The organism is Caulobacter sp. FV1ye13L, from assembly GCF_058681155.1.
Map to the genome: position 1 here is coordinate 637,096 of NZ_CM178732.1, position 24,986 is coordinate 662,081.

Here is a 24,986-nt window from a genome sequence, read left to right on the forward strand (position 1 = left end):
AACAAGCGGTGGCCTTAGAACTTGTAGCTAAGCCCAACCATATAGGTCGAGCCGCTCTGGTTCTGGTTGTAGAGGTACTGGTTCTGGCCCCAGAACTGCGTGTCCTCCTGGTTCGTCAGGTTGATCCCGTTCAGCGTGAGCTGCAGTTGATCGGTGACGTTCAGGAAGGCCGAGGCGTCCACATAGGTCGACCCCTCGAAGCCGCGCGTGCTGGCGCTCATGACAGTGGCGCTGTTCCCGGAGAACCAGCGATTGCGGTGGCTCATGGACCCACGGACACCCCAGCGCGCGGTCTCGTAGTAGAGCGTGGCGTTGTAGCTGGTGTTCGAGATGCCGGTGAGCGCCTCGTCAGCGTCCACATAGGTGTAGTTGGCCACCGCACCCAGCTTGTCGAACGGCGCCGGCAGGAACGAGAATTGGCCCTGCGCGGCCAGCTCCACACCGGTCAGCTTCTTGGTGCCGGCGATGTTGACCGGCATCGAGAACTCTTTGACGATCGTATTGGCCGTAGCGCCCGGGATCGTGGTGAACGGGACGCCAGTCTGGCTGAACGGGACGTTCTCGAGGGTTTTCGAGCCAATGAAGTTCTTGATGCTCTTCTGGAACACGCTGGCCGAGAGCAGGCCGTCCACGCCGAAATAGTACTCCGCCGCGAAGTCCAGCGTGTTGTCCTTGTAGGGCTCAAGGTTTGGATTGCCGCGCGACGCCGAGATGTCGCCGCTATCCGAATTCTGGAACGCACTGCCCTTGGCCGCCATCGAACCCAGGCCTGGACGGTTGAGGTTCTGCGTGGCCGAGAAGCGCACCAGCACGTCCGGCGTCAGTTCCAGCACCGAGTTCATGGCCGGCAGCACGCCTGAGTAGCTGCCTTCGACGTCCGTCGTGCCCAGATAGGCGTAGCTGTCACCCTGGATCCAGCCGGTGCTGTGGGTGTCGGTCTGATAGCCGCGCAGGCCGATGTTGCCGCGGAAGCGCTTGCCGAAGAGGTCGGTGTCCCAGTCCGCCTGCACATACTCGGAGACGGTCTTTTCCGAGGTCTCGTAGACGTTCTCGATGTCCTGGAGCGCGCCGCCCGTACCGTCCTTGTTGGGACCGAAGCGGTGGTACTCGTTGTACTTCGCAAAGGCCTTGGCGTAGTCGCCGACCAGCCACGAGCCGAACTCGTTGGTGAACACCGAGGTGACGTCGGCAACGGCCGTGCCGCGCATCTTGGTCCGGGTTCCATTGACGTTGTCGTCATAGAACAGGTCCCGGCCGCCTTGCGTGAACTTGTGGTAGGCCACGCCGGCCCGCAGGGTCCAAACCTCGTTCAGCACGTACTGGGCGTCCAGCACGCCTTCCTGCAGTTCCGACTGATTGTTGAAGCCGCGATAGTAGAACGAGTCCATCGCGTAGTTGGCGGGGTTGGTTCGATCCCAGCCCGGATACTCGAACGTCGCCGACCGGCCATCGCTGCCATAGTTGGCGATCAGATTGCCCTTGGCGCGCATATAGAGCTTGTCGTCATAGGGCGTCTCATAGGTCGACTTCTCGTAGCCGACATGTCCGTCAATCGTGAGGCGATCCGTGAGGTCCCACTTGCCGGTCAGCGCCACCTGGTCGAAGTTGTTTTCGTTCAGCGAGCGGCGGTGCTCGCTGCCGAAGGTGGTGCCCGTGACATCGGTCAGGGTCACGTAGTTGCTGTTGTCCCAAGCCAGGTTGTTGATGACGGACGCCTTCTGGAAGGCGCTCGGCCAGACCGTGCTGGCGACGGTGTCGAACGCGACCGACCCGGTCGATGCGAGCGGCCGCGTGGCGAGGTGCAGTTCGTCGCGATGCGTGGTGTACTCGCCGTGCAGCACATCAAGCGTCAGCAGCAGGTTGTCCATCGGACGCCACTGCACAGCGCCCGTCAGGCCCAGGCGCTCCTGCTTGGAATTCCACGAGGAGATGCGGTTGCCGTCAGCAAAATAGAGATCGCCCGACAGGAACTTGGCCTGCTGCGCCGTGCTCAGCTTGGAAATGTTCAGGCCTTTGGTAACCAGGCCCTGAAGGGTTCCCGCGCTGGGGCGCGAATAGTTGTAGGTGTTGTGGCCCTGCTCGGTCGTTTGGCGCTTGCTGTAGGCGACCGAGAAGGCGACGCCGAACTTGTTGTCCCAGTTCTGGCTGAACAGGGCCGCGATGCGCGGCTGGGCGTCCTCGGTGTATTCGTTGGTTCCGAGCTTGAGCGACACTGCGCCCTTTGACCCCGACGCGTAGTCAAACGGCTTGCCGGTGAACAGGCCGACCGTGCCGGCCATGCCGCCCTCGTTCTGGGCCGCCTGGAAAGTCTTTTCGACCTCCACGCGGGAGAACAGTTCCGAGGCGAAAATGTTGAAGTCGAAGGCGCGGTCGCGTGAACGCTGGCCGCGGCTGTCCTGGGCGGAGTCGACGTTGCCCAGCACTTCCATGCCATTGAGTTGCACGCGGGCGAAATCTGGACCCAGGCCCCGCAGCGAGATCCGCCGGCCTTCGCCCGCTTCCCGGGTGATCTGCACGCCCGGCAGGCGCTGCAGCGATTCAGCCAGGTTGAGCTCCGGGAACTTCGCCATGTCCTCGGCGACGATCACGTCCTTCTGGATGACCGAATCCCTCTTGATGGCGCGGGCGTCGCTGAGCGACTTCCGGTAGCCGGTGACGACAACTTCGTCGACCAGATCGCCAGAAGCCTGCTGCGCGAGCGCGGCCGTTGAATGCGCGCCAGCAGCCAGCACCGCAACGGTAGCCAGCAAAAAGCTCTTGAGATGCGGGCGGGTAGCCCGAACAGGATATCGCTTAAACATGAGTGTCCTTCGCCCCAACTGGTATGAACCAGTCAGACTAAAGCAGCGAGCGACGACACCCGCGTGACAGCGCCGCCCCGCACGTCGCAATTTGTCCGTTCCGCGCCGCGCGTCAGTTGGATTTGAGCCCTGCCGGGGTGACTCCAGAGAACCGTGAGCGCTCCAGCGACCCGTTCGCCCGGCGCGTTAACGCCCCTGAACACCCTGACGTCGCCGCGCATTTGACCAACGGATGACAGTCGCAAAACTGCCAACTTCACGTGATATTTGGTCTATACCAATCTTCAGTCGTTGGACGATCCAAACATGAGTCCAATGGACAGGTCGGCCCTGAAGGCCCTGCCGCAGACACTCAGACCATCGCGGCCGGCGGCGGCGACGGGCAGCAGCGCCGGAGCCGGCCCGGTGATCGACGCCGCCGCCGAGCCTCTTTTCGCGCTGACTGCACCTCCCATCCACAGCCCAGATTCCTGGAGTACGTCATGAAGAATCCGATCCGGGTGATCCCGCTTCTCGTTGCGCTCCTGGCCGGCATGGCAGGCGCGGCCGGCGCCTATGCCGGCGAGGCCCGGAAGGCGGGCCATGTGATCATCATCGGCGTGGACGCCCTGAGCCCCGACGGCGTGATGAAGGCCGATACCCCCACCCTGCACGACATGATGAAGCGCGGCAGCTGGAGCATGCATGCCCGCGGCGTGCTGCCCACCACGAGCGGCGCCAACTGGGCGTCCATCATCGGTGGCGCCGGACCAGAGCAGCACGGCGTGACGAGCAACGACTGGCAAGTGGGCGAGTTCAACTTCCCCGCTTCGGTGACCGGTTCGGGGGGCTTCTTCCCATCCATCTTCCAGGTGCTCACAGATCAGAAGCCGGAATGGGAACTAGGCTCGATCTATCACTGGGACGGGTTCGGCAACCTCTACGACCACCGGTTCGTGGACTATGACGTCCACGGCAAGGATGAGGACGAAACCACTGCGCTGGCGGTCAACTACATCAAGACCAAGCAGCCCGAGTTCCTCTTTGTGCATTTGGATCATGTCGATCACGCCGGACATGCCCATGGCCACGGCACGCCGCTCTTCTACGAGGCCGTGGCCAAGGCCGACAAGCTGATCGACAGGATCCGGCAGGCCACGGTGGAGGCCGGCATCGCGGACGAGACGGTGATCCTAGTCACCTCCGACCACGGCGGCGTGGGCAAGGGGCACGGCGGCGAAAGCCTGGCTGAACTTGAAATTCCCTGGATCGCCCATGGCAAGGACATCAACCCCGGCCAGCTTGATCTGCCCATCAACACGTTCGACACGACCGCCACCGTCGCCTGGCTGCTGGGCGCCAAGATCCCCTTCGCCTGGCTAGGGCGCGCCGTGACGCCGATTCTGAAGGGCGAAAAGGCGCCCGAACAAGCCTATCGCTCCAGCAGCTTCTACGCCTCGCCGGTGATCGAGCCGGCCAGCGACGGGAATGCGCCTGCAGGCGGGCTGTTCGTCAACCGCCCGGCGAAGATGACCATCCGCAACCCCAACGCCGCCGGACAGGTCCGCTACACGCTGGACAGTTCGATCCCCACGGTCGGATCCCCGCTTTACACGGGCCCGGTCGAGATCGCCCGCAACACGATCGTGCGGGCCACGCTGTTCTTTTCCGGCCAGGCCGCCAGCGTTCCCGCCACGGGCTACTTCCGCATCCTCGACCTGAAGGGTCCCGAGGCGCGCGGCGTGAACTACAAGGCGTATCTGCTGCCCGAAACGCCGGTGCGGCTGCCCGACTTCTCTCGGCTCGAACCCGCAACCGTCGGCACATCCCATGAACTGACCATCGACGGCCTGACGCTGCCGCGAGGCGACAGCGTGGCCGTGGTCTTCGAAGGCTACCTCCACATCGCGGCCGCCGGCGCCTACAGTTTCGCCCTCGCCTCCGACGACGGCAGCAAGCTCTACATCGACGGCAAACAGGTGGTCGACAACGATGGCGACCACGGCGTGGTTACGGCGAACGGCAATATCGACCTGCAGCCTGGCAAGCATGCGATCAGGGTGGAATGGTTCAATGGCGGTGGCGGCGCCTGGCTGGGCGCGTACTTCGAGGGCCCAGGCATTCCCCGCCAGTTCATCGATCCAAACCTGCTGACGCCGCAGTAGGGAGGCGTTTGAGGCGGGCCTGTCCCCGTAGAACGGAATCTGAAGGCTTCAGCGAGACCCAGAGATCGTCCGGGTCTTCGCCGATCCTTGCGATTTGCTTTGGAACCGGAGACCTCTAGGATTCCCTAGGTTCGCGAGCCGCGCGGGCCAGGACGCCTGAGGCAGACACCGCCCAATGCAGAGGCTTGCGTGACCGACGAGATCAGCGCCGAGGACTGGCTGCAGCAGGCCGTCATCGCCAGCAACCAGGGCCTGCACCCCCAGGCGCGCGAGGCTTTCAGTCGCGCGCTGTCGATCGATCCGACGCTGGGCGAGGCGATGCTGGGCCTTGGCCTCTCGCTTATGGCGACGCGGGACTTCAGTGACGCAGTCATGCCTCTTCGGCAGGCGGCCGCGACGCCCGACGCGCCGGCGATCTGGCACGCCTGTCTGGCCCAGGGCCTCTACATGACCGGTGATTTCGCCGGGTGCGCGGAAGCCTTCGAACGCGCGGCCGCCCTGGAACCTCTGGCGACCAACGCCCGACTGACCCATGCCCGGGCCCGCACCTTCGCCAGCATGATCCAGGGCTCTGTGGACGACGCCCTGGCCCGCTATCCCGCCCTGGCCGGCGATGAGGCCGAGGACATCGAGGTCATCGCCCGAGAGGCCTTTGCAATCCTCGGCGTCTTTGGACATGCCCCCGCAGCGGCGGCGGTCGGCGCCTGGCGGATGGCCCGAAGCCCGGACGATCAGATCCAGGCCTATCTGCTGCAGGCGGTCAGCGGGGCGGCGGTCGATCGTGCGCCGCCCGCCTATGTCGAGGCGCATTTCGACAGCTTCGCCGACAATTTCGACCACCAGTTGGTCGATCTGCTGAACTACCGCGCACCCGAGCGGATGGCGCAGTTGATCGAAGATCATACCGACCAGTTCGCCGAGATCCTCGACCTGGGCTGCGGCACCGGACTTTCGGCCCCCGCCCTCGCGCGCTTCGGCGGTCGCCTGACCGGCGTCGATCTCTCCGGCGGCATGCTGGACAGGGCAAGGGCGCGCGGCGGTTATGACCTGCTGGTCCAGGCCGAGGCCGTCGCGTTCCTCGACCAGCATCCGGCCGCCTTCGACCTGGTCTTCGCGGCCGACATGGTGATCTATTTCGGCGACCTGTCGGACCTGTTCCGGGCCGCCGCAAAGGCGCTGCGCCCGGGCGGCTTTTTCAACCTGAGCACCGAGGTGGGGGCGGAAGGCTGGACATTGCTGAGCTCGGGACGCTTTTCGCACGCAGACGCCTATGTCGCCCAGGCGGCGGGCCCAGACTTTGTGCTGCTGGATCAGGAACCCATCGCCCTGCGCCACGAGGGCACGGCGCCCGTCAGGGGAACGCTGCACGTGTTCCAGCGGTCCGCCTGACCCTTATGTCCGCCATCGCCCTGACCCATCCCCTCATCGCCCAGGCGCGGGACCTGCTCAATCGGGGCCAGGTCGAACCGGCCCTGGCGACCGCGCGCCGGCGGCTGGCTGAGGCCGCCGATGACATCGACGCCCTGGAGATCCTGGCCCTGGTCTGCCAGCAGCGCGGACAGGCGGTCGAAGCCCTCAGCCTTCTGGAGCGGATCATCGCCCTCTCGCCGACCCTGGACTGGCCGCGTGACGACCTGGCGATCCTGCTGGCGGGACTGGGTCGAAAGGCCCAGGCCGAGACCGTCGTCCGCGCCGGCCTGGCGCTGAACGCCCGCAACCCCCAGGCCCTCGCCATGCTGGGAACCCTGCTGACCGAGCGGCGCGACCTGCCCGGCGGCGAGGCGGCGTTCCGGAGCGCCCTGGCCCTGGTGCGCGACCATCCGCCCACCCAGACAGCCCTGGCCGCCAATCTGATCGAGCAGGGCAAGCTGGAGGCGGCCGAACCCCTGCTGGCCCGCGCTGACCAGCTGGCGCCGGGTGACGGCGCGACCCTGGCCCACTGGTCGCGATTGCGCGAGGCCATGGGCGACCTGCCCGCCAGCCGCGCCCTACTGGACCGCGCGGCGGCGGCGGGGTTCGACGTCACCCTGCGCCGCGCCGTGCAGTTGGGCCGCGAGCAGCGTCACGCCGAAGCCTTGGCCGTGATCGAGGCCGTCCCCGGTCGCATCGGCGGCGACGCCCTGCTGGAAAGCGGGCGGCTGAAGGAAAAGCTGGGACGCCCCGCCGAGGCCTTCGCCGACTTCGTCGAGGGCAAGGCCCGGCTGGCTGCGCGTGACGGCCTGGCCTATGACGGCGGCGGCGTGGCCCGCGAGTTCGACGCCCTGGCGCGGCTGGTCGAGACCCGCGGTCCCCTACCCGGCGCGGCGCGACGCGAAGGACCGCAGCCGGTGTTCGTGTTCGGGTTTCCGCGTTCGGGCACCACCCTGGTCGAGCAGATCCTGTCGAGCCATTCGGCGATCGCGGCCGGCGGCGAGCTGCCGTTCGTCACCGAGATGGTCTCGGCGCTGGAGAGCCAGTTTGGCGGCCTTTCGGCGCTGTGGACGCCCGGCGTCGCCGAGGCCCTGCGCGACCTCTATCTCGACCGCGCCAGAGCGTTCGGGCTGATGGACACCGGCAAGCCCCTGTTCACCGACAAGATGCCGCTCAGCGACGTCTGGACGCCGGTGATCCGCGCGGCCTTCCCGCAGGCCAAGCTGATCCGCATGATCCGCCACCCGCTGGATACGGCGGTGTCGATGCTGTCGCACAACCTGACCCATGGCGAGTTCTGCGGCTATCGGATCGAGGACATCGCCACGCACATGCGGGCCGTCCATGCCTTGACGGGGCGCTATGCCAAGGCGCTGGACGATACGGCGCTGAGGGTGCGCTACGAGGACCTGGTGGCCGACCAGGAGGCCTGGACACGGCGGCTCCTGGATCATCTCGACCTGCCGTTCGAGCCGGCCTGCCTTCGCTTCCACGAAAACCGGCGCTATGCGCCAACGCCGTCCTACGCTCAGGTCAGCGAGCCGCTGAACGACCGCTCGATCGAGCGGTGGCGGCAGTATCGCGAGCCGTTGGCGCCGCAGATCAAGGCGCTGGCCGAAGTGATCGGGGACCTCGGCTACGAGGCTTGAGGCTTCTCGACCGTCCAGTCGTTAAACCGCGCTTCGAACGGCTTTCCGAACGGCGCGCAGGCGGTCAAACCCAGCTGCACCGTCTCGCCCATGGCCAGATGCCCCAGGCGCACATCGACGAAGGCCTCGCCCGGCCTAGCATAGGCGCAGGCCAGGATCGGACCGCGTCGGCTGACCCGGAAACGGATCGGCCCTGTCCAGCCGGGCAGCGGAACGACCGAACCGTCCGACCAGTCGCGCGTGAAGACTGTGGCCGAGTTCAGCTTGCCGTGCAGCCATTCCACCCCGGTCTTCATCCAGTTCGCCGCGTCGGCGCGAACCATCAGCCCGGTCTGGTCGGCGTCCCCGGCGTAGTCGGCCTCCACCGTCACGGTGCTCACGAAGTCGCCGGCGACCTCGCGAAAGAACAGGTGGCCGCTGTCCATGATCGCGTCCTTGGCGAGGGTCTTGCGCCAGAAATCGGACCCGGTCTCGGCCCGCATTGTCAGGCCGGCGTTGGTGGTCTTCCAGGCCTTTGGCGGATTGAGCCAAGCGGTCGCGTCGGCGGCGCGGGCCAGGGCCGGCATGGCGAGACCGGCGGCGACGCCCATCAAAGTGTCTCGGCGGGTCAAGATCATGCCCGCAACAGCCTGATCGCCTCGGCCAGGGCATCGGCCTGCGGTCCCAACACCACATGGATCGTCCGCTCGCCGATCCGGGCCACGCCACGCGCGCCCAAGGTCTTGAGAGCAGCCTCGTCTATGGTCAGGGGATCGAGCACCACCACACGCAGGCGGCTGGTGCAGCTGCTCAGGCTCTCGATATTGCGCGACCCGCCGAGGGCCGCGACCAAGTGCTCGGCTTGCGCCCTGTCGCCCACCGCAGCGGGCGCGGCGACGACCGGCGCCGGCGCGGCGGTCCTGGCGACAGCGCCGCCCATGGCCGTACGGATCTCGCTCGCCACCTGGTCGGCGATCGGACCCAGCACCACCTGCAGCGCGCGCTCCGAGGGTCGCACCACGCCGCGCGCGCCCAGGGCCTTGAGCCGCGGCTCATCAACCACGCCCTGCCCCGTCACCACCATCCGCAGACGCGTCGTGCAGGCATCCACCGAGGCGAGATTGGCCGCGCCGCCCAGGGCGATCAGGAAGTCCTCGCCGCGTCCGCCGGCCGAGGCCGCGACCGGCGCGGCAATGGCGTCGTCGGGCTCGCGGCCCGGGGTCTTCAGGTCGAAGCGGACAATCACCCAGCGGAAGACGCCGTAATAGAGCGCGCCATAGACCAACCCCACCGGGATCAGCATCAGCGGCCGGGTGGCCTTGTTGAAGTTCAGCACATAGTCGAACAGGCCCGCCGAGAAGCCGAAGCCCAGCTTCACGTCCAGCAGGTTCATGATCACCATCGACAGACCCGTCAGCACGGCATGGACCGCATAGAGAACCGGGGCCAGGAACATGAAGGAAAACTCGATCGGCTCGGTCACCCCGGTCAGAAACGAGGTCAGGGCCAGGGAGCCAAGCATGCCGCCCACGGCCTTGCGGCGTTCGGGACGGGCGGTGTGCAGCATGGCCAGGCACGCGGCGGGCAGGCCAAACATCATCACCGGGAAGAAGCCGCTCATGAACGCCCCGGCGGTGGGATCGCCGGCCGCAAAGCGGTTCAGGTCGCCGGTCGCGCCGTTGAAGTCGCCCAGGATGAACCAGACCACATTGTTGAGGATGTGGTGCAGGCCCGTGACGATCAGCAGGCGGTTGAGCAGGCCATAGACGAACAGGCCCACGTCGCCCGAGGCGATGACCAGACCACTGAGGCCGTCGACGCCGGCCTCCAGGGAACTCCAGAAGAAGCCAAACAGCAGCGCCAGGACCACGCCGGCCAGACCCGCCACGATCGGCACGAAGCGGCGGCCGCCGAAGAACGCCAGGTATTCGGGCAGCTTGATGTTGGAATAGCGGTTGTACAGCCAGCCGCTGATCACCCCGGAGAGGATACCGACCGGGATCGACAGCTTGCCGATCTCCTTGGCCTTCCAGGCGGCGATGGTGAGGTCCCTGGCGCTTTCGACAACCGTCGCGGTCACCTCTGGCGGCACGACCATCAGCGCGTCGACGCCCTTGGTGGCGATGACGTAGCAGACGACGCCGGCCAGGCCCGCCGCGCCATGGTTCTCGCGCGCCAGGCCAACGGCGACGCCGATGGCGAAGATCAGGCCGAGGCTGGAAAAGATCGCCCCGCCTGCAGCGCCGAACACATTGGCGATGTGCAAGGACATGCCGCCGGTCATGGCGGCCAGGCCGGGCGCGCCCAGCAGGTCGGGCTGGCCGATGCGGAGCAGCAGCGCCGCCACCGGCAGTACGGCGATCGGCAGCATCAGGGCGCGGCCCAGGGGCTGCAGGACTTCGAGCGGCGACTTCATCGCTTAGACTCTCGTGTTCGAAGACTGGGCCAGAAACGATTTGGCGACTTCACGGACCGCCTCGGGCGAGGTGAGGTCAAGCACCTGGGCGGCAAGCGCGCGGCAGGCTTGGAGATCGAGACCGCGGACCAGGGCCTTGACCTCCGGCACCACGGCGGCGGTCGCCGAAAGCTCGGTGACGCCAAGACCCAGCAGGATCGGCACGGCGGTCAGATCCGAAGCCGCGCCGCCGCAGACGCCGACCCAGCGATGGTGTTTTGCGGCCCCCTGGCAGGTCTGGGCGATCATCCGCAGCACGGCCGGATGCATGGCGTCGATGCGGGCGGCCAGCTCCGGATTGCCCCGGTCCATGGCCAGCACATACTGGGTCAGGTCGTTGGTGCCGATCGACAGAAAGTCGGCCTCTGCGGCGAGCAGATCGGCGGTGACGGCTGCGGCCGGGGTCTCGATCATCACGCCCAGCTCGATGCGCTCCGAGATGCCCATCTCGCGCCTGGCTTCGTCAAGGACGGCACGGACAGCGCGCAGTTCGCCCAGGCTGGCGATCATGGGGACCATGATCCTGCACTGACCAACAGGACGCACACGGAGTATTGCCCGGATCTGGGCCTTCAGCAGATGCGGCCGCCACAGACTGACCCGTACGCCGCGCAGACCAAGCGCCGGGTTCTCCTCGGCCGGGATCGGCAGATAGGGCGCAGCCTTGTCGCCGCCGACGTCCAGCGTGCGGATGATCAGCGGCTTGCCGTCCAGGGCCGAGGCGATGGCCTGATACTGGCGGGCCTGCTCATCCTCGTCGGGCGGCGTCTCGCGATCGAGGAACAGAAACTCGGTGCGCAGCAGGCCGCTGCCTTCGGCCCCATTGGCGGCAGCAGCCAGGGCGTCGTTCAGCGAGCCGACATTGCCGAACACCTCGATACCGACACCGTCCTTCGTCACACAGGGCTGGTGCGCCGAAGCCTTGGCGAGCGCCTTGCGCTCCTGGCGCTGGGCCAGCTGCGTCTGGGCGGCTTCGAGCGCCGGCGCGTCAGGCGCAACGCGCAGCTGACCGCCATCGGCGTCGAGGATCAGGGCGGCGCCGTCCGCCACGGTCAGCACCGCGCCGCCGACCGCGACCAGGGCCGGAATACCCATGGCGGCGGCCAGGATGGCGACGTGCGAGGTCGGACCTCCGCGCGCCGTGCAGAAGCCGGCGACGAGGGCGGGGTCGACGCCCATCAGTTGCGACGGCAAAAGTTCGTCGGCCAGCAGGATCGAGCCCGCGGCCAAGGTCTCGGCGCTTTCCTCCTCGCCGGTCAAGGCGCGCAGGACCTGACGCTCAAGATCGATCAGATCGTCGACCCGCTCGGCCAGGCGGCTGTCGCCCAGGCCGCGCAGGGCGTCGACATAGCCGCCGACCGCCTTGCGCCAGGCAAAGCCGGCGCTCTTGCCCTGATCGATCAGGGCGCGCGCCCCGGCCGCCAGTTCGGGATCTTCGAGGAAGGCCAGATGCGCGCCCAGGATCGCCTTGCGCGCCTTGTCGCCTTTGGACGCGGCCAACTCCAGCCGACTGCGCACCTTGGCCAGCGCCTGGGTCAGGGCGACCTGCTCGGTCGCGACGCCGTCGCCGGCCTCGCGCACGACGATCTCGACCGAGGACAGCCGAACGGCCTTGCCGATGGCCAGACCCGGCGCGGCGAGCACCCCCTTGAGCACGCCGTCCCTGGGCAGCTTGGCCGGGCTAGTCTCAACCCCCGACTGGACGGGCGCCGGCTCGACGGGCGCCGGAGCAGCGGACGCGGCAACCGGGCCGCCCTCACCCATACCCTCCTCGATAAGCGCGATGACGGCGGCGATGGCAGAGTCGGCGTCGACGCCGCTGGCGGCGATGGTGATCGCATCGCCATGGCGGATGGCCATCGACATCACGCCGACCGGGCTTCTGGCGCTGGCGCGACGGCCGCCGACGACAAGCACGATATCAGCCTTGAAGCGGCGGGCCGTTTCGGCGATGCGGGCGGCGGGCCGGGCGTGGATACCATGGACCAGAGGCACCACGACCTGACGCCCGATCTCGTGTTCGGCCACCGCCGACGGCGCGATGGATCCGCCGATCGGCGACAGCTCCATCAAGGCGTCGCCGACCTCGGCAGCCCGGTCCTGCTCGCGCCGCACGATCTGGAAGGCTTCGGGATTGGTGATGACGATCGGCGTGATCAGGCTGCGAACGTTCTGGGCCAGGAAGTCCAGGTCAAAGGCGATCAGCGGATCGCCGGCCTTGACGGTCTGGCCTTCGCGGACCTGCACCTCGAAACCCGCGCCCTCGAGGGCCACGGTCTCCAGTCCAAGATGCATCAGGATCTCGGCGCCGTTGGCGGCGCGAAGGGTCACGGCGTGGCGGGCCCGGTGCACCGTGATCACCACCGCATCGCACGGCGCGTGCAGCATCGAACCCGTGGGGTCGATCGCCAGGCCGTCGCCCAGCATGCGCTGGGCGAACACCGCGTCGGGCGTCTCGTCGAGCGGCGCGATCCAGCCCTTCAGCGGCGCGGAGAGAACGAGATTGGACACGGGGCTTCTCTCTGGAAAGACTAGTTCGGCTTCAGCGTGACGCGGTCGATGGCGAAGGTCGGGTCGACGCTTTTTGACGTGAACATCAGGCACAGGTCGTGCTGGCCGGCGCGCGCCGGGATCTTGCCGCTGATCGTCGACAGGGCCGGCTCGCGAGCGGCCTTGCCCAGGGGGATGGCGGCGATGCGCTCACCCTCACAACCCAGCAGAACCTCCAGCTCGCCCTCGGCCGTGGCGGGCTCGCGCAGCGCGATTTTCTCGCGCTCGGCGCCGATCTGGAAGTTGAACGGAACCTGGCCCATGCGCGCGGTCAGGGTCGCGCCCTTCGACAGATCCGCGCCTTCCCAGATCCAGCAGGGGTTCATGATGTCGACATGAAAAACGGCGCGGTCACCCTGGACCGGGGCGTCGTCTTCCAGCAGCAGGGTCAGCTTGTCGCTGCACGCCTTCAGCTGGTGGCCGGTGCGGGTGAGCAGGGAGTCGGGATTGACGCTGAGGTCGCGGATGCGGCCCAGGGGACGGCCATCGATAAACGTCCGAGCCCGGAGCTTGTCATTGACCGTCAGGGCCAGGGCCTTTTCATAGAGGCTCGAGGCCATGGTCGGCTCGGCCCCGCCGACCGTATAGCGGATCTCGCCGATGGCCAGGCTGGAGGCCAGGGCGACATCCACCTTGCCGCCCTGGCCGGGCGACAGCTTGACCTGGGGCTCGAAGGGCACGGCGTCATAGGCCACGCCCAGGGCGTCCAGGCGCGCGAACTCGGCCGGCATGCGGCGGTTGAAATCGGCCCAGTCTGTTGTCGTCTGCGGCGACCAGCCCCGCTCGGCCACGGCGACCAGGCGCGGGAAGATCATGCGCTCCAGCCGCGCGTCGGTGCGCATGTGCTCGGTCCAGGCATTGCCCTGCAGGCCGATGACATGCTTGCGCTCTGCCTCGGTCATCGCCTTGGGAGCCGGATCGAAGTCGTAGACGTCCTTGAGGCTGACCACCCGGCCCCGGCCCGGCGGTTCGTCGGGCGAGGCGCTCTGGCGGTTATCCAGATACATCAGCGGCCAGGGCGACAGCACCGTGTCATGGCCCAGCTTGGCCGCGGCGATCGCGCCCTCCAGCCCGCGCCAGGACATCACAGTGGCGTTCGGGGCCAGGCCGCCTTCGAGGATCTCGTCCCAGCCGATCAGGCGTCGGCCGCGCGCATCCAGATGCTTGCCGACCCGCTGGATGAAATAGCTCTGGGCTTCGTGCTCGTCCTTCAGGCCCAGGGTCTTCATCTGCGCCTGTATCTTGGCGCTGGCCTTCCACTGGTCCTTCACGGCCTCATCGCCGCCGACGTGGATATAGTCGCTGGGGAAGAGGTCCATGACCTCGTCCAGCACGTCGTTCAGGAAGGCGAACGTGCCGTCGTCGAGATTGTAGAGCCAGGGGAAGATGCCCCAGTTGTTGCGGTCGATGGCCGGCGGATTGGCGTTCACGCCCAGCTGCGGATAGGCGACGATCGGCGCCAGGGCGTGGCCGGGCATCTCGATCTCAGGCACGATGGTGACATTGCGGGCGGCGGCGTAGGCGACCAGTTCGCGCACTTGGTCCTGGGTATAGAAGCCGCCATAGCGAATGGCCTTGCCGGTCCTCGGATCCTTGCCCGCCGCGCCAGCCGGGGTGCGCCAGGCGCCGAGTTCGGTGAGTTTCGGGTACTTCTTGATCTCCAGCCGCCAGCCCTGATCGTCGACCAGGTGCCAGTGCAGGATGTTGAGCTTGTGGGCCGCCATGGCGTCGATGATCCCCCGCAGGGTCTCGACCGACTGAACGTGGCGGGCGCTGTCGACCATCAGGCCGCGCCAGCCGAAGCGGGGGGCGTCCTCGATGGCGACGGCGGGCAGGTCGACCGGACCCTTGCCCGCTTCCTGGGTGGCCAGCTGCCACAGGGTCATGGCGCCATAGAACAGGCCCGCGCGCCTGGCGGCGGTGATGGTCACGCCCGAGGGGCTCGACTGCAGGGCGTAGGCCTCGCCGGCCGCGCCGCCGCGCGCCAGGACGATGGCGGTCTCTCCGGCGGGCGGAGCGCCTTCGACGACGGCGGGCTTCAGGCCCCGGGCGCGGAACAGGAGATCGGAAAGCTGGACGGCCACGCCCCGGGCCTCGACATCGCCCCTGGCGACGAAGATCCGGGTCTTGGCGGTCAGCGGAAAGGCGCCCTCGGCGGTCGACAGTCTGGCCGGCATCGGCGTCAGGGCCACGGGGCCCGCCAAGGCCGGAACGGCGGCGGCGAGCGCCAGGACGGACGCCAGGGCGGCGGCGACGGATCGGGCGAGGGTCATCGACAGGCTCTCACAGATACGGGCACGGATAAGGGAGCGGACGGGCTGCGGCAAAAAGCGGGCGGAGCGACAGTGCGCTCCGCCCTAGCTCCAGGCTTGCAGGTCAGGAGGATGGATCTGGCGTCGATGCGAAGCGGACCGGTCATCAGGTGATCCTGAACCATGCCGCCCCCGATGCAATCGTCGCCTGAAAGAAGAAGATCGGGACTTCCGGAGAGGGGGTCGGAAGTCCCGAAGCGCCTTAGAACTTGAAGCGGACGCCGGCGTAGAAGGTACGGCCGTTGTCGTAGATCGCGCGCGGCACGTCAGGCGTGCCCACGAAATACTTCAGCTTCTCGTTCAGCAGGTTCTGGGCGTCGAACGTCAGCGCGATGGTCTCGTTGACGTTGACGCTGACCGAGCCGTCCAGGGTGGCGAAATTGTCCTGGAACATGTCCGTGCCGCGATCGGTGCCCGACTTGAACTTTGAGCGGTAGCTGTAGGCCAGCCGCGCGCTGAGCAGGTCGTTCTCGAAATAGCCCGTCAGGTTGTAGGTGTGCTTGGAGCTGCCATCGATCGGCTTGCCCAGGTCGGTCTGAGCGTCCGAATAGGTGTAGTTGCCGATGAAGCCGAAGCCGCCGCCGATGGGCTGCTGAAGGGTGACCTCGAAGCCGCGGTTGGTGCCGCCCTCTCCGTTGATCGGACCCGTCATGGTGAAGGTGTCACCCTTGCCGACGCCCAGACGCTGCTGGGTCTGCTGGGTGACGTGGTACTCCTTGTACGTCCGGCTGGTGATGTAGCTGTCGATATCCAGCAGGAAGACGCCGACCGACAGCAGGGATTCCGGGCCATAATACCATTCGGCGGCGGCGTTGAACTGCCAGGCGCGGAAGGGATCCAGTTCCGGGTTGCCGCCGGCCGTGCCGGTGACGGCCGTGTCGTTCAGGCTGAAGGCGCCCGCCAGCTGGGCATAGCCCGGCCGTGACATGACCTTGGCGGCCGAGAGGCGAACCACGACATCCTCGTCGGCCTTCACGACCAGGGTCGCGCTGGGCAGGATGTCCCAGTAGTCGCGATTGACGTTGCGGGCGCCGAACGAGCCAAACAGGTTGGTGATCGTCGGAGGCGTTACCGAGCCTGAATACTGGGTGGTGTCCTGGTCGGTATGGACGGCGCGGACGCCGACATTACCGCGCCAGCGATCGCCGCCGAGCTTGGCCATCGCATAGACGGCCTGGGTCTTTTCCTGCACCGCGAAGCTCAGCGGCGGATAGTAGGCGAACTGACGACCGCCGTTGGTGGCCAGGGTGGCCAGGACCTTGGCGCGGTCCGCGAGGACGTAACCCTGACCCGACAGACCGATGTCCTCACCATAGTTGGACGGGGTCGACTTGCCGACCACGGCGCCCAGGTCGACGCCCGAGGTGCCGCTGTAGACGCCGTTACCGGCCCAGCCATAGGCAGTGTAGTTCACTTCGCGGGTGTGGTCGGTATAGCGACCGCCGAACAGCAGGGTCTTCAGATAGCCGTTGTCGACCGTGTATTCGACGTCGCCCTTGGCGTAGAATTCCTCATCCGGGCTCTCGACCTTGCCGCCCCACGACCAGCTGTAGAAGTTGTTCAGATAGGCGGCCGAACCGACGGCCGGGAGGCCGGGATAGCTGACCTTGGTGACCGGCGCGCCGAGCTCGTAGCTCATGCCGGTTTCCCAGTAGGTTTCCCACGCCTCGGTGTCGTCCGTGGCGCCTTCACCCTTGGTGTAGCCGATGTTACCGCTGATCTTGAGGTTGTCGCTGGCGTGATAGACGCCATCGAGGTTCAGATCCCAGGAGGTCGAATGCGCGGTGCGGAAGATGTCATCCTGCACCATGCCCCGGCTCTTGGTCCCGTTCGGCGAGGTCGCCGCCCAGGTCGCTGCGGTCAGAACGCCGTTGCTGATCTTGTAAGAGGTCAGCGCATTGCCGGCCGCGCCCGCCGGACCCGTATTGGCCGAGATCAGATTGCTGACCCACGCCATGCGGTTCACGTTTGTGTTGTCGGCGTCCATCTTGGTGTAGAGGCCCGAGAACGACAGTTCCAGCTTCTCGTTCGGCTCCCACTGAGTGACGAAATTGGCGCCCTTGCGCTTGCGGGTCTGCTGGAAGAAGGCGTTGCCGATCAGGTTCGGCGCCAGGACGGTCTGACCCGTGCCGGCGAAGTTCTGATACTCGGCATAGCCGAGGATTTCCTGGCCATCGCGACGGAATTCACGCTCCTGATAGAAGGCGCCGACCAGGGCCCCGAAGGTGCCGGCCTCGTTCTTCCAGCTGAGCATGCCCGAAACCTGTGGCGTCCACTTTTCGGCGCGGGTCGCATACAGACCCTGGACCGAGGCGTTGGCCGTCATGCTGGGCAGGTCCAGCGGCATGCGGGTGTGCACGTCGACGGTGCCGCCGACGCCGCCCTCGGGGAGGTTGGCCGCCGAGCTCTTGATGATGTCGATGCGACCGACAACTTCCGACGGCAGCATGGAATAGTTGAAGCTGCGGCCGCCGCTGGTCTGATCCAGAACGAACCAGTCGCCGGTGGCCATGTTGTGGCCGTTCAGCAGGGTCAGGTTGAGGTTGGGATCGGTGCCGCGAACACTGACGCGCTCGTTCTCACCAAAACCGCCCGCCGCGGCAGAGCCGGTGACGACGTTGACGCCCGAAACGCGCGACAGAGAGTCGGCGACGTTCTTGTCCGGGAACTTGCCGATATCTTCTGCGGTGACCACTTCCGACACCAGGTCGGAGTTACGCTTCTGCTGCATCGCCGCCTGCAGAGAGGCGCGGATGCCGGTGACGACAACTTCGTCGACCGCGTCCGCCGGCGCAGTTTGCGCGAAGGCGGGCATTGCGACCATCACCGCCAGGGCACTGGCGGACGCGGTCAGGACCATCTTGTTAAAGCTTCTCATAACTCGGCTTCTCCCCATTTCGCCGGGCCTAGGCCCGGAGCCGAACCCCAAGCCCAATGTGGTACCAATTATCTGCGGACGTCCGCAGATCGCGGTACTTCTCAGGCCTCGGAGCCAGACTGTGACGGAAATTTGTCGAATGACAAGGCCAAAAAGAAACCAATTGCAGACCATGTTCTTATTGGTATGAAAATGGTCATATGTTATCGAGACGACCAGACGATGGCGTTGATTTGTGGGGGAGGCTGATTTGACCATGTTTTCGGAACGGATTGGCAGGCTCGACGCCGGCGGCGCCGAGCACGCGCCCCTCTACAAGCAATTGCAGCGCGCCCTGCGCGACGCGATCCACAAGAAGATCCTGGGCCCCGATGACGCCCTGCCCGCCGAGCGGGACATGGCCGAGGAATTCAGCATCTCGCGCATCACGGTGCGCAAGGCGCTGGACGGTCTGGTCAGCGAGGGCCTGCTGACCCGCCGTCAGGGGGCCGGCACCTTCGTCGCCGCCCGCGTGGAAAAGAGCTTCTCCAAGCTCTCGTCCTTTACAGAAGACATGATTTCGCGTGGCCGGGTGCCGCGCAGCGAGTGGATCAGCAAGAGCGAAGGCTCGGTCACGCCCGAGGAATCGCTGACGCTTGGCCTGTCGCCCGGCACGCCCGTCTATCGCTTCGCCCGGATCCGCTATGCCGACGGCGCGCCGATGGCGGTCGAGTACACCACCGTCGCCGCCTTCGCCCTGCCCTCAACGGAAACCGTGGGAACCTCGCTCTATGAGGCGCTGGAAGCCACAGGGCACCGGCCCGTCCGCGCCCTGCAGCGCCTTCGCGCCGTCCTGTTCAACGCCGAGCACGCCGATCTGCTGGGCGTGCCCGTCAAGGACGCCGGCCTGCTGATCGAGCGACGCGGGTTCCTGAAGGACGGCCGGGCGGTGGAAGTCACCCAATCCTACTATCGCGGCGATGCCTATGACTTCGTCGCCGAACTGAACGCCCTGTCCTGAAGGAAGACGCATCTTGGAGGCCACGACCTTGACCCGACCGCAGGCCCCCGCGACATCGGCGCTGCTGGCGCCGGAATCGACCCGCATGTTCCTGGAAGCGGGTCAGGCCGCCCAGGTCGTCGCTGCCCAGCTGACCGCCAACGCCGCCCGGGTCGAGGCTGTCGCCCGGCGTCTGCGCGCCAATCCGCCCCGCGCCGTGGTCACCTGCGCCCGGGGCAGCTCGGACCACGCCGCCACCTTCGCCAAATATCTGATCGAGACCCGCACCGGCGTCCTGACCTCATCGGCCGGCCTGTCGGTCAGCTCGGTCTACGCCGCCACCCAGAACATGGAGGGGGTGCTCTATCTGGCCATTTCACAGTCGGGCAAGAGCCCCGACCTGCTGGCCTCGGTGCGGGCCGCAAAGGCGGCGGGCGCCTTCACCATCGCCCTGGTCAATGACACCGCCTCGCCGCTGGCGGAGCTGGTCGACGAGGTCCTGCCGCTGCACGCCGGCCCCGAGCTGAGCGTGGCGGCGACCAAGTCCTATATCGCCGCCCTCTCGGCCATCACCCAGCTGGTGGCGGCCTGGACCGAGGACGCAGATCTGGCCAAGGGCCTTGCCGCCCTGCCCGCCGGCCTGGCCGAGGCCTGGGCCCTGGACTGGACGCCCGCCGTCGAACGCCTGAAGCTGGCCCGCAATCTCTATGTGCTGGGACGCGGCGTGGGGTTCGGCGTCGCCCAGGAGGCGGCCCTGAAGTTCAAGGAAACCTGCGGCCTGCACGCCGAAGCCTTCAGCGCCGCCGAGGTCCTGCATGGCCCGATGGCGCTGGTGAAGACCGGCTTCCCCGTCCTGGTCTTCGCCCAGAACGACGAGAGCCGCAGCAGCGTCGACGAGATGGCGGCCAGCCTGGCGGCCCGCGACGCCGACGTCCTGCTGGTCGGCGCGGGCGAAGTGGGAGCCGGCGTGCTGCCCGCCCTCGCCGCCCATCCCGTGATCGAGCCGATCCTGATGATCCAGAGTTTCTATCGCATGGCCAACGCACTGTCCGTCGCGCGCGGCTATAACCCCGACAGCCCGCCCCATCTCAACAAGGTGACAGAAACCGTCTGATGCCGTCAGTCTTCGCAAATGGCCGCATCCTGACGCAAGCCGGCGTCGTCGACGGCATGAGCCTGGTGGTCGAGAACGGCAGGATCGCCGCGATCCTCGACGCCGGCGACGCGCCGGCCGACGCCACGCGGCATGACCTGAACGGCGGCCTGCTGGTTCCCGGCTTCATTGACACCCAGGTCAATGGCGGGGGCGGCCTGCTGTTCAACGACGCCCCCACGGTGCAAACCATCGCCGCCATCGGCGCGGCCCACCGCCCGTTCGGCACCACCGGCTTCCTGCCCACCCTGATCAGCGACGACCTGGCCGTCGTCGATCGGGCCATGCGCGCCACCGAAGCCGCCATCGAAGCCGGCGTGCCTGGGGTGCTGGGCATCCACATCGAAGGCCCGTTCCTCAATGTGAAGCGCAAGGGCATCCACGACGCCGGCAAGTTCCGGGTCATCGACGACGCGGCCCTGGCCTTGCTGGGTTCGCTGAGGGTCGGCAAGACCCTGGTCACCCTGGCCCCCGAGACCACGACACCGGACATGATCCGTCAACTGACGAACGCGGGTGTTGTTGTTGCCGCCGGTCACACCAACGCCGCCTATGGCACGATGCGCAAGGCGCTGGCGGCTGGTCTGAGCGGCTTCACCCACCTGTTCAACGCCATGTCGCCGCTGACCAGCCGCGAGCCTGGCGCGGTCGGCGCTGCGCTGGAAAGCCAGACCGCCTGGTGCGGCCTGATTGTCGATGGTCGTCACGTCGACCCCGCGGTGCTGCGCATCGCCCTGCGCACCCGGCCGCTGGACCGGTTCATGCTGGTGACCGACGCCATGCCTACGGTCGGGATGATCGACAAGAGCTTCGACCTGCAGGGCCGTCAGATCCACGTCGTCGACGGCGTTTGCGTCGACGCCCACGGCACCCTGGCCGGCTCGGATCTCGACATGATCAGTGCGGTGCGCAACGCGATGTCGATGCTGGGGCTGTCGCTCCAGGACGCTGTCTCGATCGCCTCGGGCTCGCCGGCGGCCTTCCTGGGTCTGCAGGACGAGCGCGGCCGCATCGCCTTGGGCCAGGCCGCCGATCTGGTGCTGCTGGACGATGATCTGCAGGTTCGCGCGACCTGGATCGGCGGCGTCGCCAGCCTCTGACGAAAAAGGGGCGCCGGCTTTCGCCGACGCCCCCCGTTCTCCAGCCTAGGCTGAGGTCTAGAACTTGTACTTCACGCCCAGATAATACTGGCGACCGAAGTGCACATACTCTTCCGAGATCTGACGGGTCGAGTCGTCCACCTTGCTGTCGAACTGGTCGGTCAGGTTGATGCCTTCCAGTGTGATGGTGAAGTTCTTGAACTCGTAGCTGACCTGGCTGTCGACGTTCAGGGTCTTTTGCTTGATCCGGACGTCGTTGTTGTTGGTCGCCGAAGGGGCGACCTGGATCAGGTACGGGTCACGATACGAAGCCGAGATGCGCGCCTTGAAGCCCGCCTTCTCGTAGTACAGCGTGCCGTTATAGGCTTCCGGCGACAGGTTCAGGAGCGGCTGGGTGATCAGCGTCGCCGGCGTCAGCTGCACCCGGGGGGTGCCGCCGAAGGTCGGGTTGGCGATCACGTACTCGATGTCGCTCTTGACGTGCGTGTAGTTCACGATGCCGCCAAAGCCGTCAAACGGCGCCGGCAGGAAGGTGAACGGACGCTGCAGGCTGATCTCGTAGCCCTTCAGCTTGCCGCCCTTGGTGTTCTGCTGCGAGGTCACCGTGAACAGCGTGTCCGGCGTGTTGCCGTTGGTCAGCAGGCTGGTGGGCAGACCCGTTTCCGAAAACGGCATCGCGACCGCCGTGGTCTGGATGAAGGACTTGATGTCCTTCTGGAACAGACCGATCGAGAACAGGGTTTCCCGGTCAGGATACCACTCGAAGCCCAGGTCGATGTTGTTGGACAACATCGGGTTCAGGTCCGGGTTGCCGCGCGTCAGGGTCTGGGCCGACTGGCTGTTGGCCGTGAAGCCCGGCGTCAGGTTCTGCAGTTGCGGACGCGTCATGACCTTGGCGGCCGCGAAGCGAACGAAGAAGTTCTCCAGCGGCTGGACCGAGACATTCATCGACGGCAGCGTGTTGGTGTAGCTGCGTGACGTGGTCTGGATGCCATCGGTCGGGACCGTTTGCGACAGCGTGCCGACCGGCGTGACGGTCGAGACCGTGGTGCTGCCGGTGTTGAAGTGACCCAGGGCGTCCTGCTCGGTCTTCACCCAGCGAACGCCGACATTGCCGCGAACCGGGATCGAGCCGAAGTCGCGATCGAAGTCGCCTTGCAGATAGTAGGAGGTGTCGTTCTCGGCGATTTCCCGCAGCGCACCGAGCTGGTTGATCGAGCTCAGGCGGAAGTCGCCGTTGGCGTTGATGCAGTTGCAGTCATAGCCGATGGCGGCCTTCAGCTTGTCGAGGTCGGGCGCGATCCACGAGGTGGGCGTACCGGCCGGCATGTCGAGACCACGGCCAAAGCCGGTGATCAGACGCGAGACGTCGGCGACGGTCACGCCGGCCGGCAGCGGGAACGCCGCTTCGGCCACGAAGCCCGTGCCGCCCGGAATGACGCGCGAGAAGACGCGCTTTTCCGAGGAATTGAAGCCGTATTCCTTGAAGGCCGCGCCGGTGCGAACCTTCAGCCAGTCCATGACCTGATAGTCAAAGTCGAAGCGGAGGGTCTTGAACGTGTTGACCGCCTTGCTGGGGCGCAGGCGCAGCAGTGACGGATCACCCAGCGCCGAGCTGTTGCTGTACTGGTAGTTGGCCGGGTTGGTCGCGTCGAAGCCGTAGTTGAACGACGGACGACGCGGATCGGCCGAGTAGTCGTAGCTGTAGCCGTCGCTGTTGTAGCGGTCGAACGAGAAGGTCGTCTGGACCGGGTTGTTCTGGATCGAACGCGCCTGGCCGTAGGTGGCGACGAACTTGCCCTTCTCACCGATCTTGGTGTCGTAGGTCAGGACGTTCTGGAAGAACTCGGTGTTCAGGTCGTCATGGCGATACTCGACGCGGGCGTCGACGTCGTCGAACGTGCCCTTGATCAGGTGACCCTTGGCGTCGGCCGTGAAGTTGACGACGTCGGTCTGGGGCAGGCCCTGGCCGCTGCGGCTGAACGAGATGATTTCCAGATAGGTCTCGTCGCGGTCGTTGGTGAAGTCCGCGAACAGGGTGTCCAGGGTCAGGGTCGAGTTGTCGGTCGGACGCCATTGCAGCGAACCGGTCACGCCCAGACGCTTTTGATTGTACTCAAGCCGGCCGTAGCGCGGAATCCGCGGGTGCCAAAGGTTGTTGGCGGTGCCAGCGGCGGCGACGACGGTTGGCGAGGTGCCGCCGACGACAGTGCCGATCTGGCTGCAGGTCAGGGGCGGGCCGCTGACGGGGTTATAGGCCGCGCCCGTGCAGGGGAAGGCGGTCGAAGAGTTGAAGCGAACGCTGGGGTTTTCCCAACGACCGGTCGAGGAGCCTTCTTCCAGCGTCTGGCGCTTGGCGTAGGCCACTGACAACAGGGCGCCGAACTTGCCGTCGTTCCAGGTGTTGGCGATCAGGAACGTGTAGCGCGGGTCGCTTTTGCGCGACAGGTCGTTCCAGCCGTACTTGGCTCCGGCGCTCATGGTGAACTTGTTGAAGTCGAACGGACGAGCCGCCTGCAGGTCGATGATCGCGCCCAGCGAGCCTTCTTCGTTCGACGCCGAGGTCGACTTGCGCACGGTGACGCTGTTGAAGAGTTCCGAGGCGAAGATGCTGAAGTCGAACTGACGGCTGCGGTTGGCGCCGCCGGAGCCGTCCTTGCCGCCCGTGGTGGCCAGGGCTTCCAGGCCGTTCAGGCGCACGACGGTGAAGTCGGCGTTCAGACCCCGCACGGTGATCGTGCGGCCTTCGCCGCCGTCGCGGTCGATCGATACGCCTGGAATTCGCTGCAGCGATTCCGCCAGGTTCAGATCGGGGAAGTCGGCGATGTCGGTCGCCTTGATGACGTCGATCATGTCGTTCTCGCGGCGCTTCGTGTCGAGCGCATTGGCGAGACTGGCGCGGAAGCCGGTGACGACGACTTCCTCGACCGCGCTATCGTCGGCCTGAGCCGGCGCGGTCTGGGCAGATGCGGCTCCAGCCATCGTGATGGCCAGCGCCAAGGCGCCCATGGAGACACCAAGCTTCAGGACGTCGAGGCGCCCCGCGGAAATCTTAGACATGTATCCTCCTCCCGTTCGACGGAAACGGCGCTGTTGCGCCGCCCGGCTTTGAACTGATCGCGCTTCCTTCCTGCGCGGCCAGTTCTAGGCCGTCTGTGTTTTTGACACCGGTGTCAGATGCGGACGGAGACCCGCCTGCGGCTTTGACACCGGTAGCAAAGAGCTAACAAACCGTCGTTATGACGACAAGGCGAGATTGTGTCTGATGACAGGAGAAGTCGCTCGCGTGGCTTTTCCAACACATCGCGGCGACGCACAGAGGAGCGAGACAGGGGTAGCACGACCCGGCGCGCGACCTGAATCACGTGCCGATACGTGTACGGCGGCTCTCGGACCGAAAGTGCTATTCTTTATTCGTTGGGCCATTTTCGCCTGCGCTGATGAAACCATCAGTTCGAAGACGACTTTAGGGCGCGACCGAGCGAATTGATTGCCAGTTTGCCGCCGGTTTGGCATTCCAACTCAGGAACATGGAGCTGCCGACCAACCCTGTCATGGCGATCTTTGCTCTATAAT

Annotated in this window: 14 protein-coding genes; 7 read left to right on the plus strand and 7 right to left on the minus strand. The window is 66.4% G+C overall.

Annotated features, from left to right (window positions below; translation table 11 throughout):
• Nucleotides 1-14: 14 nt before the first annotated feature.
• Nucleotides 15-2,801 carry a TonB-dependent receptor gene (locus ACW176_RS02830; protein ID WP_492110817.1) on the minus strand — a complete coding sequence of 929 codons (2,787 nt, stop codon included), beginning with the start codon at nt 2,799-2,801 and terminating at the stop codon, nt 15-17.
• A 482-nt stretch (nt 2,802-3,283) separates the two neighbouring features.
• On the opposite strand from ACW176_RS02830, the gene ACW176_RS02835 reads away from it, so the two are divergent.
• The 3 genes from ACW176_RS02835 to ACW176_RS02845 all read left to right on the plus strand — a co-directional run bounded on the left by ACW176_RS02835 (nt 3,284) and on the right by ACW176_RS02845 (nt 8,004).
• A complete protein-coding gene (locus ACW176_RS02835; RefSeq protein WP_492110818.1) occupies nt 3,284-4,945 on the plus strand; it encodes an alkaline phosphatase family protein in 1,662 nt (553 codons plus the stop codon).
• Between the two features lie 189 nt (nt 4,946-5,134).
• The gene (locus ACW176_RS02840) at nt 5,135-6,334 is read left to right on the plus strand and encodes a class I SAM-dependent methyltransferase (RefSeq protein WP_492110819.1); all 1,200 of its coding nucleotides are present in this window, start codon (nt 5,135-5,137) and stop codon (nt 6,332-6,334) included.
• A gap of 5 nt (nt 6,335-6,339) precedes the next feature.
• Nucleotides 6,340-8,004, plus strand: a complete 1,665-nt coding sequence (locus ACW176_RS02845) for a sulfotransferase family protein (RefSeq protein ID WP_492110820.1) — start codon at nt 6,340-6,342, stop codon at nt 8,002-8,004.
• Here the strand turns inward: ACW176_RS02845 and ACW176_RS02850 are convergent.
• The 5 genes from ACW176_RS02850 to ACW176_RS02870 all read right to left on the minus strand — a co-directional run bounded on the left by ACW176_RS02850 (nt 7,992) and on the right by ACW176_RS02870 (nt 18,178).
• Entirely contained in the window at nt 7,992-8,594 is a 603-nt protein-coding gene (locus ACW176_RS02850; protein ID WP_492110821.1) for a DUF1349 domain-containing protein, read from the minus strand. The genes ACW176_RS02845 and ACW176_RS02850 overlap by 13 nt on opposite strands.
• A gap of 23 nt (nt 8,595-8,617) precedes the next feature.
• Nucleotides 8,618-10,399 (minus strand): N-acetylglucosamine-specific PTS transporter subunit IIBC, encoded by a 1,782-nt coding sequence (nagE, locus tag ACW176_RS02855; RefSeq protein ID WP_492110822.1) that lies wholly within the window; start codon nt 10,397-10,399, stop codon nt 8,618-8,620.
• A gap of 3 nt (nt 10,400-10,402) precedes the next feature.
• Nucleotides 10,403-12,949, minus strand: coding sequence for a phosphoenolpyruvate--protein phosphotransferase (ptsP, locus tag ACW176_RS02860; RefSeq protein WP_492110823.1), 2,547 nt, complete (start codon nt 12,947-12,949; stop codon nt 10,403-10,405).
• 20 nt (nt 12,950-12,969) lie between these two features.
• Nucleotides 12,970-15,261: a family 20 glycosylhydrolase gene (locus ACW176_RS02865; protein ID WP_492110824.1), complete on the minus strand. Its 2,292-nt coding sequence runs from the start codon at nt 15,259-15,261 to the stop codon at nt 12,970-12,972.
• A gap of 241 nt (nt 15,262-15,502) precedes the next feature.
• Nucleotides 15,503-18,178, minus strand: coding sequence for a TonB-dependent receptor (locus tag ACW176_RS02870; RefSeq protein ID WP_492110825.1), 2,676 nt, complete (start codon nt 18,176-18,178; stop codon nt 15,503-15,505).
• A 121-nt stretch (nt 18,179-18,299) separates the two neighbouring features.
• Between ACW176_RS02870 and ACW176_RS02875 the strand changes: the two genes are divergently transcribed.
• The 4 genes from ACW176_RS02875 to nagA all read left to right on the plus strand — a co-directional run bounded on the left by ACW176_RS02875 (nt 18,300) and on the right by nagA (nt 21,410).
• On the plus strand, nt 18,300-18,368 hold the full coding sequence (locus ACW176_RS02875) for a hypothetical protein (protein ID WP_492111866.1): 69 nt from the start codon (nt 18,300-18,302) through the stop codon (nt 18,366-18,368).
• A gap of 66 nt (nt 18,369-18,434) precedes the next feature.
• The gene (locus ACW176_RS02880; RefSeq protein ID WP_419255893.1) at nt 18,435-19,178 is read left to right on the plus strand and encodes a GntR family transcriptional regulator; all 744 of its coding nucleotides are present in this window, start codon (nt 18,435-18,437) and stop codon (nt 19,176-19,178) included.
• Nucleotides 19,179-19,191: 13 nt separating this feature from the next.
• Nucleotides 19,192-20,271, plus strand: a complete 1,080-nt coding sequence (locus ACW176_RS02885) for an SIS domain-containing protein (RefSeq protein ID WP_492110826.1) — start codon at nt 19,192-19,194, stop codon at nt 20,269-20,271.
• The gene (nagA, locus tag ACW176_RS02890) at nt 20,271-21,410 is read left to right on the plus strand and encodes an N-acetylglucosamine-6-phosphate deacetylase (RefSeq protein WP_492110827.1); all 1,140 of its coding nucleotides are present in this window, start codon (nt 20,271-20,273) and stop codon (nt 21,408-21,410) included. Before ACW176_RS02885 ends, nagA begins: the two co-directional genes overlap by 1 nt.
• Nucleotides 21,411-21,467: 57 nt before the next feature.
• Here the strand turns inward: nagA and ACW176_RS02895 are convergent, their stop codons facing one another.
• On the minus strand, nt 21,468-24,470 hold the full coding sequence (locus ACW176_RS02895; protein ID WP_492110828.1) for a TonB-dependent receptor: 3,003 nt from the start codon (nt 24,468-24,470) through the stop codon (nt 21,468-21,470).
• Nucleotides 24,471-24,986 lie beyond the last annotated feature (516 nt).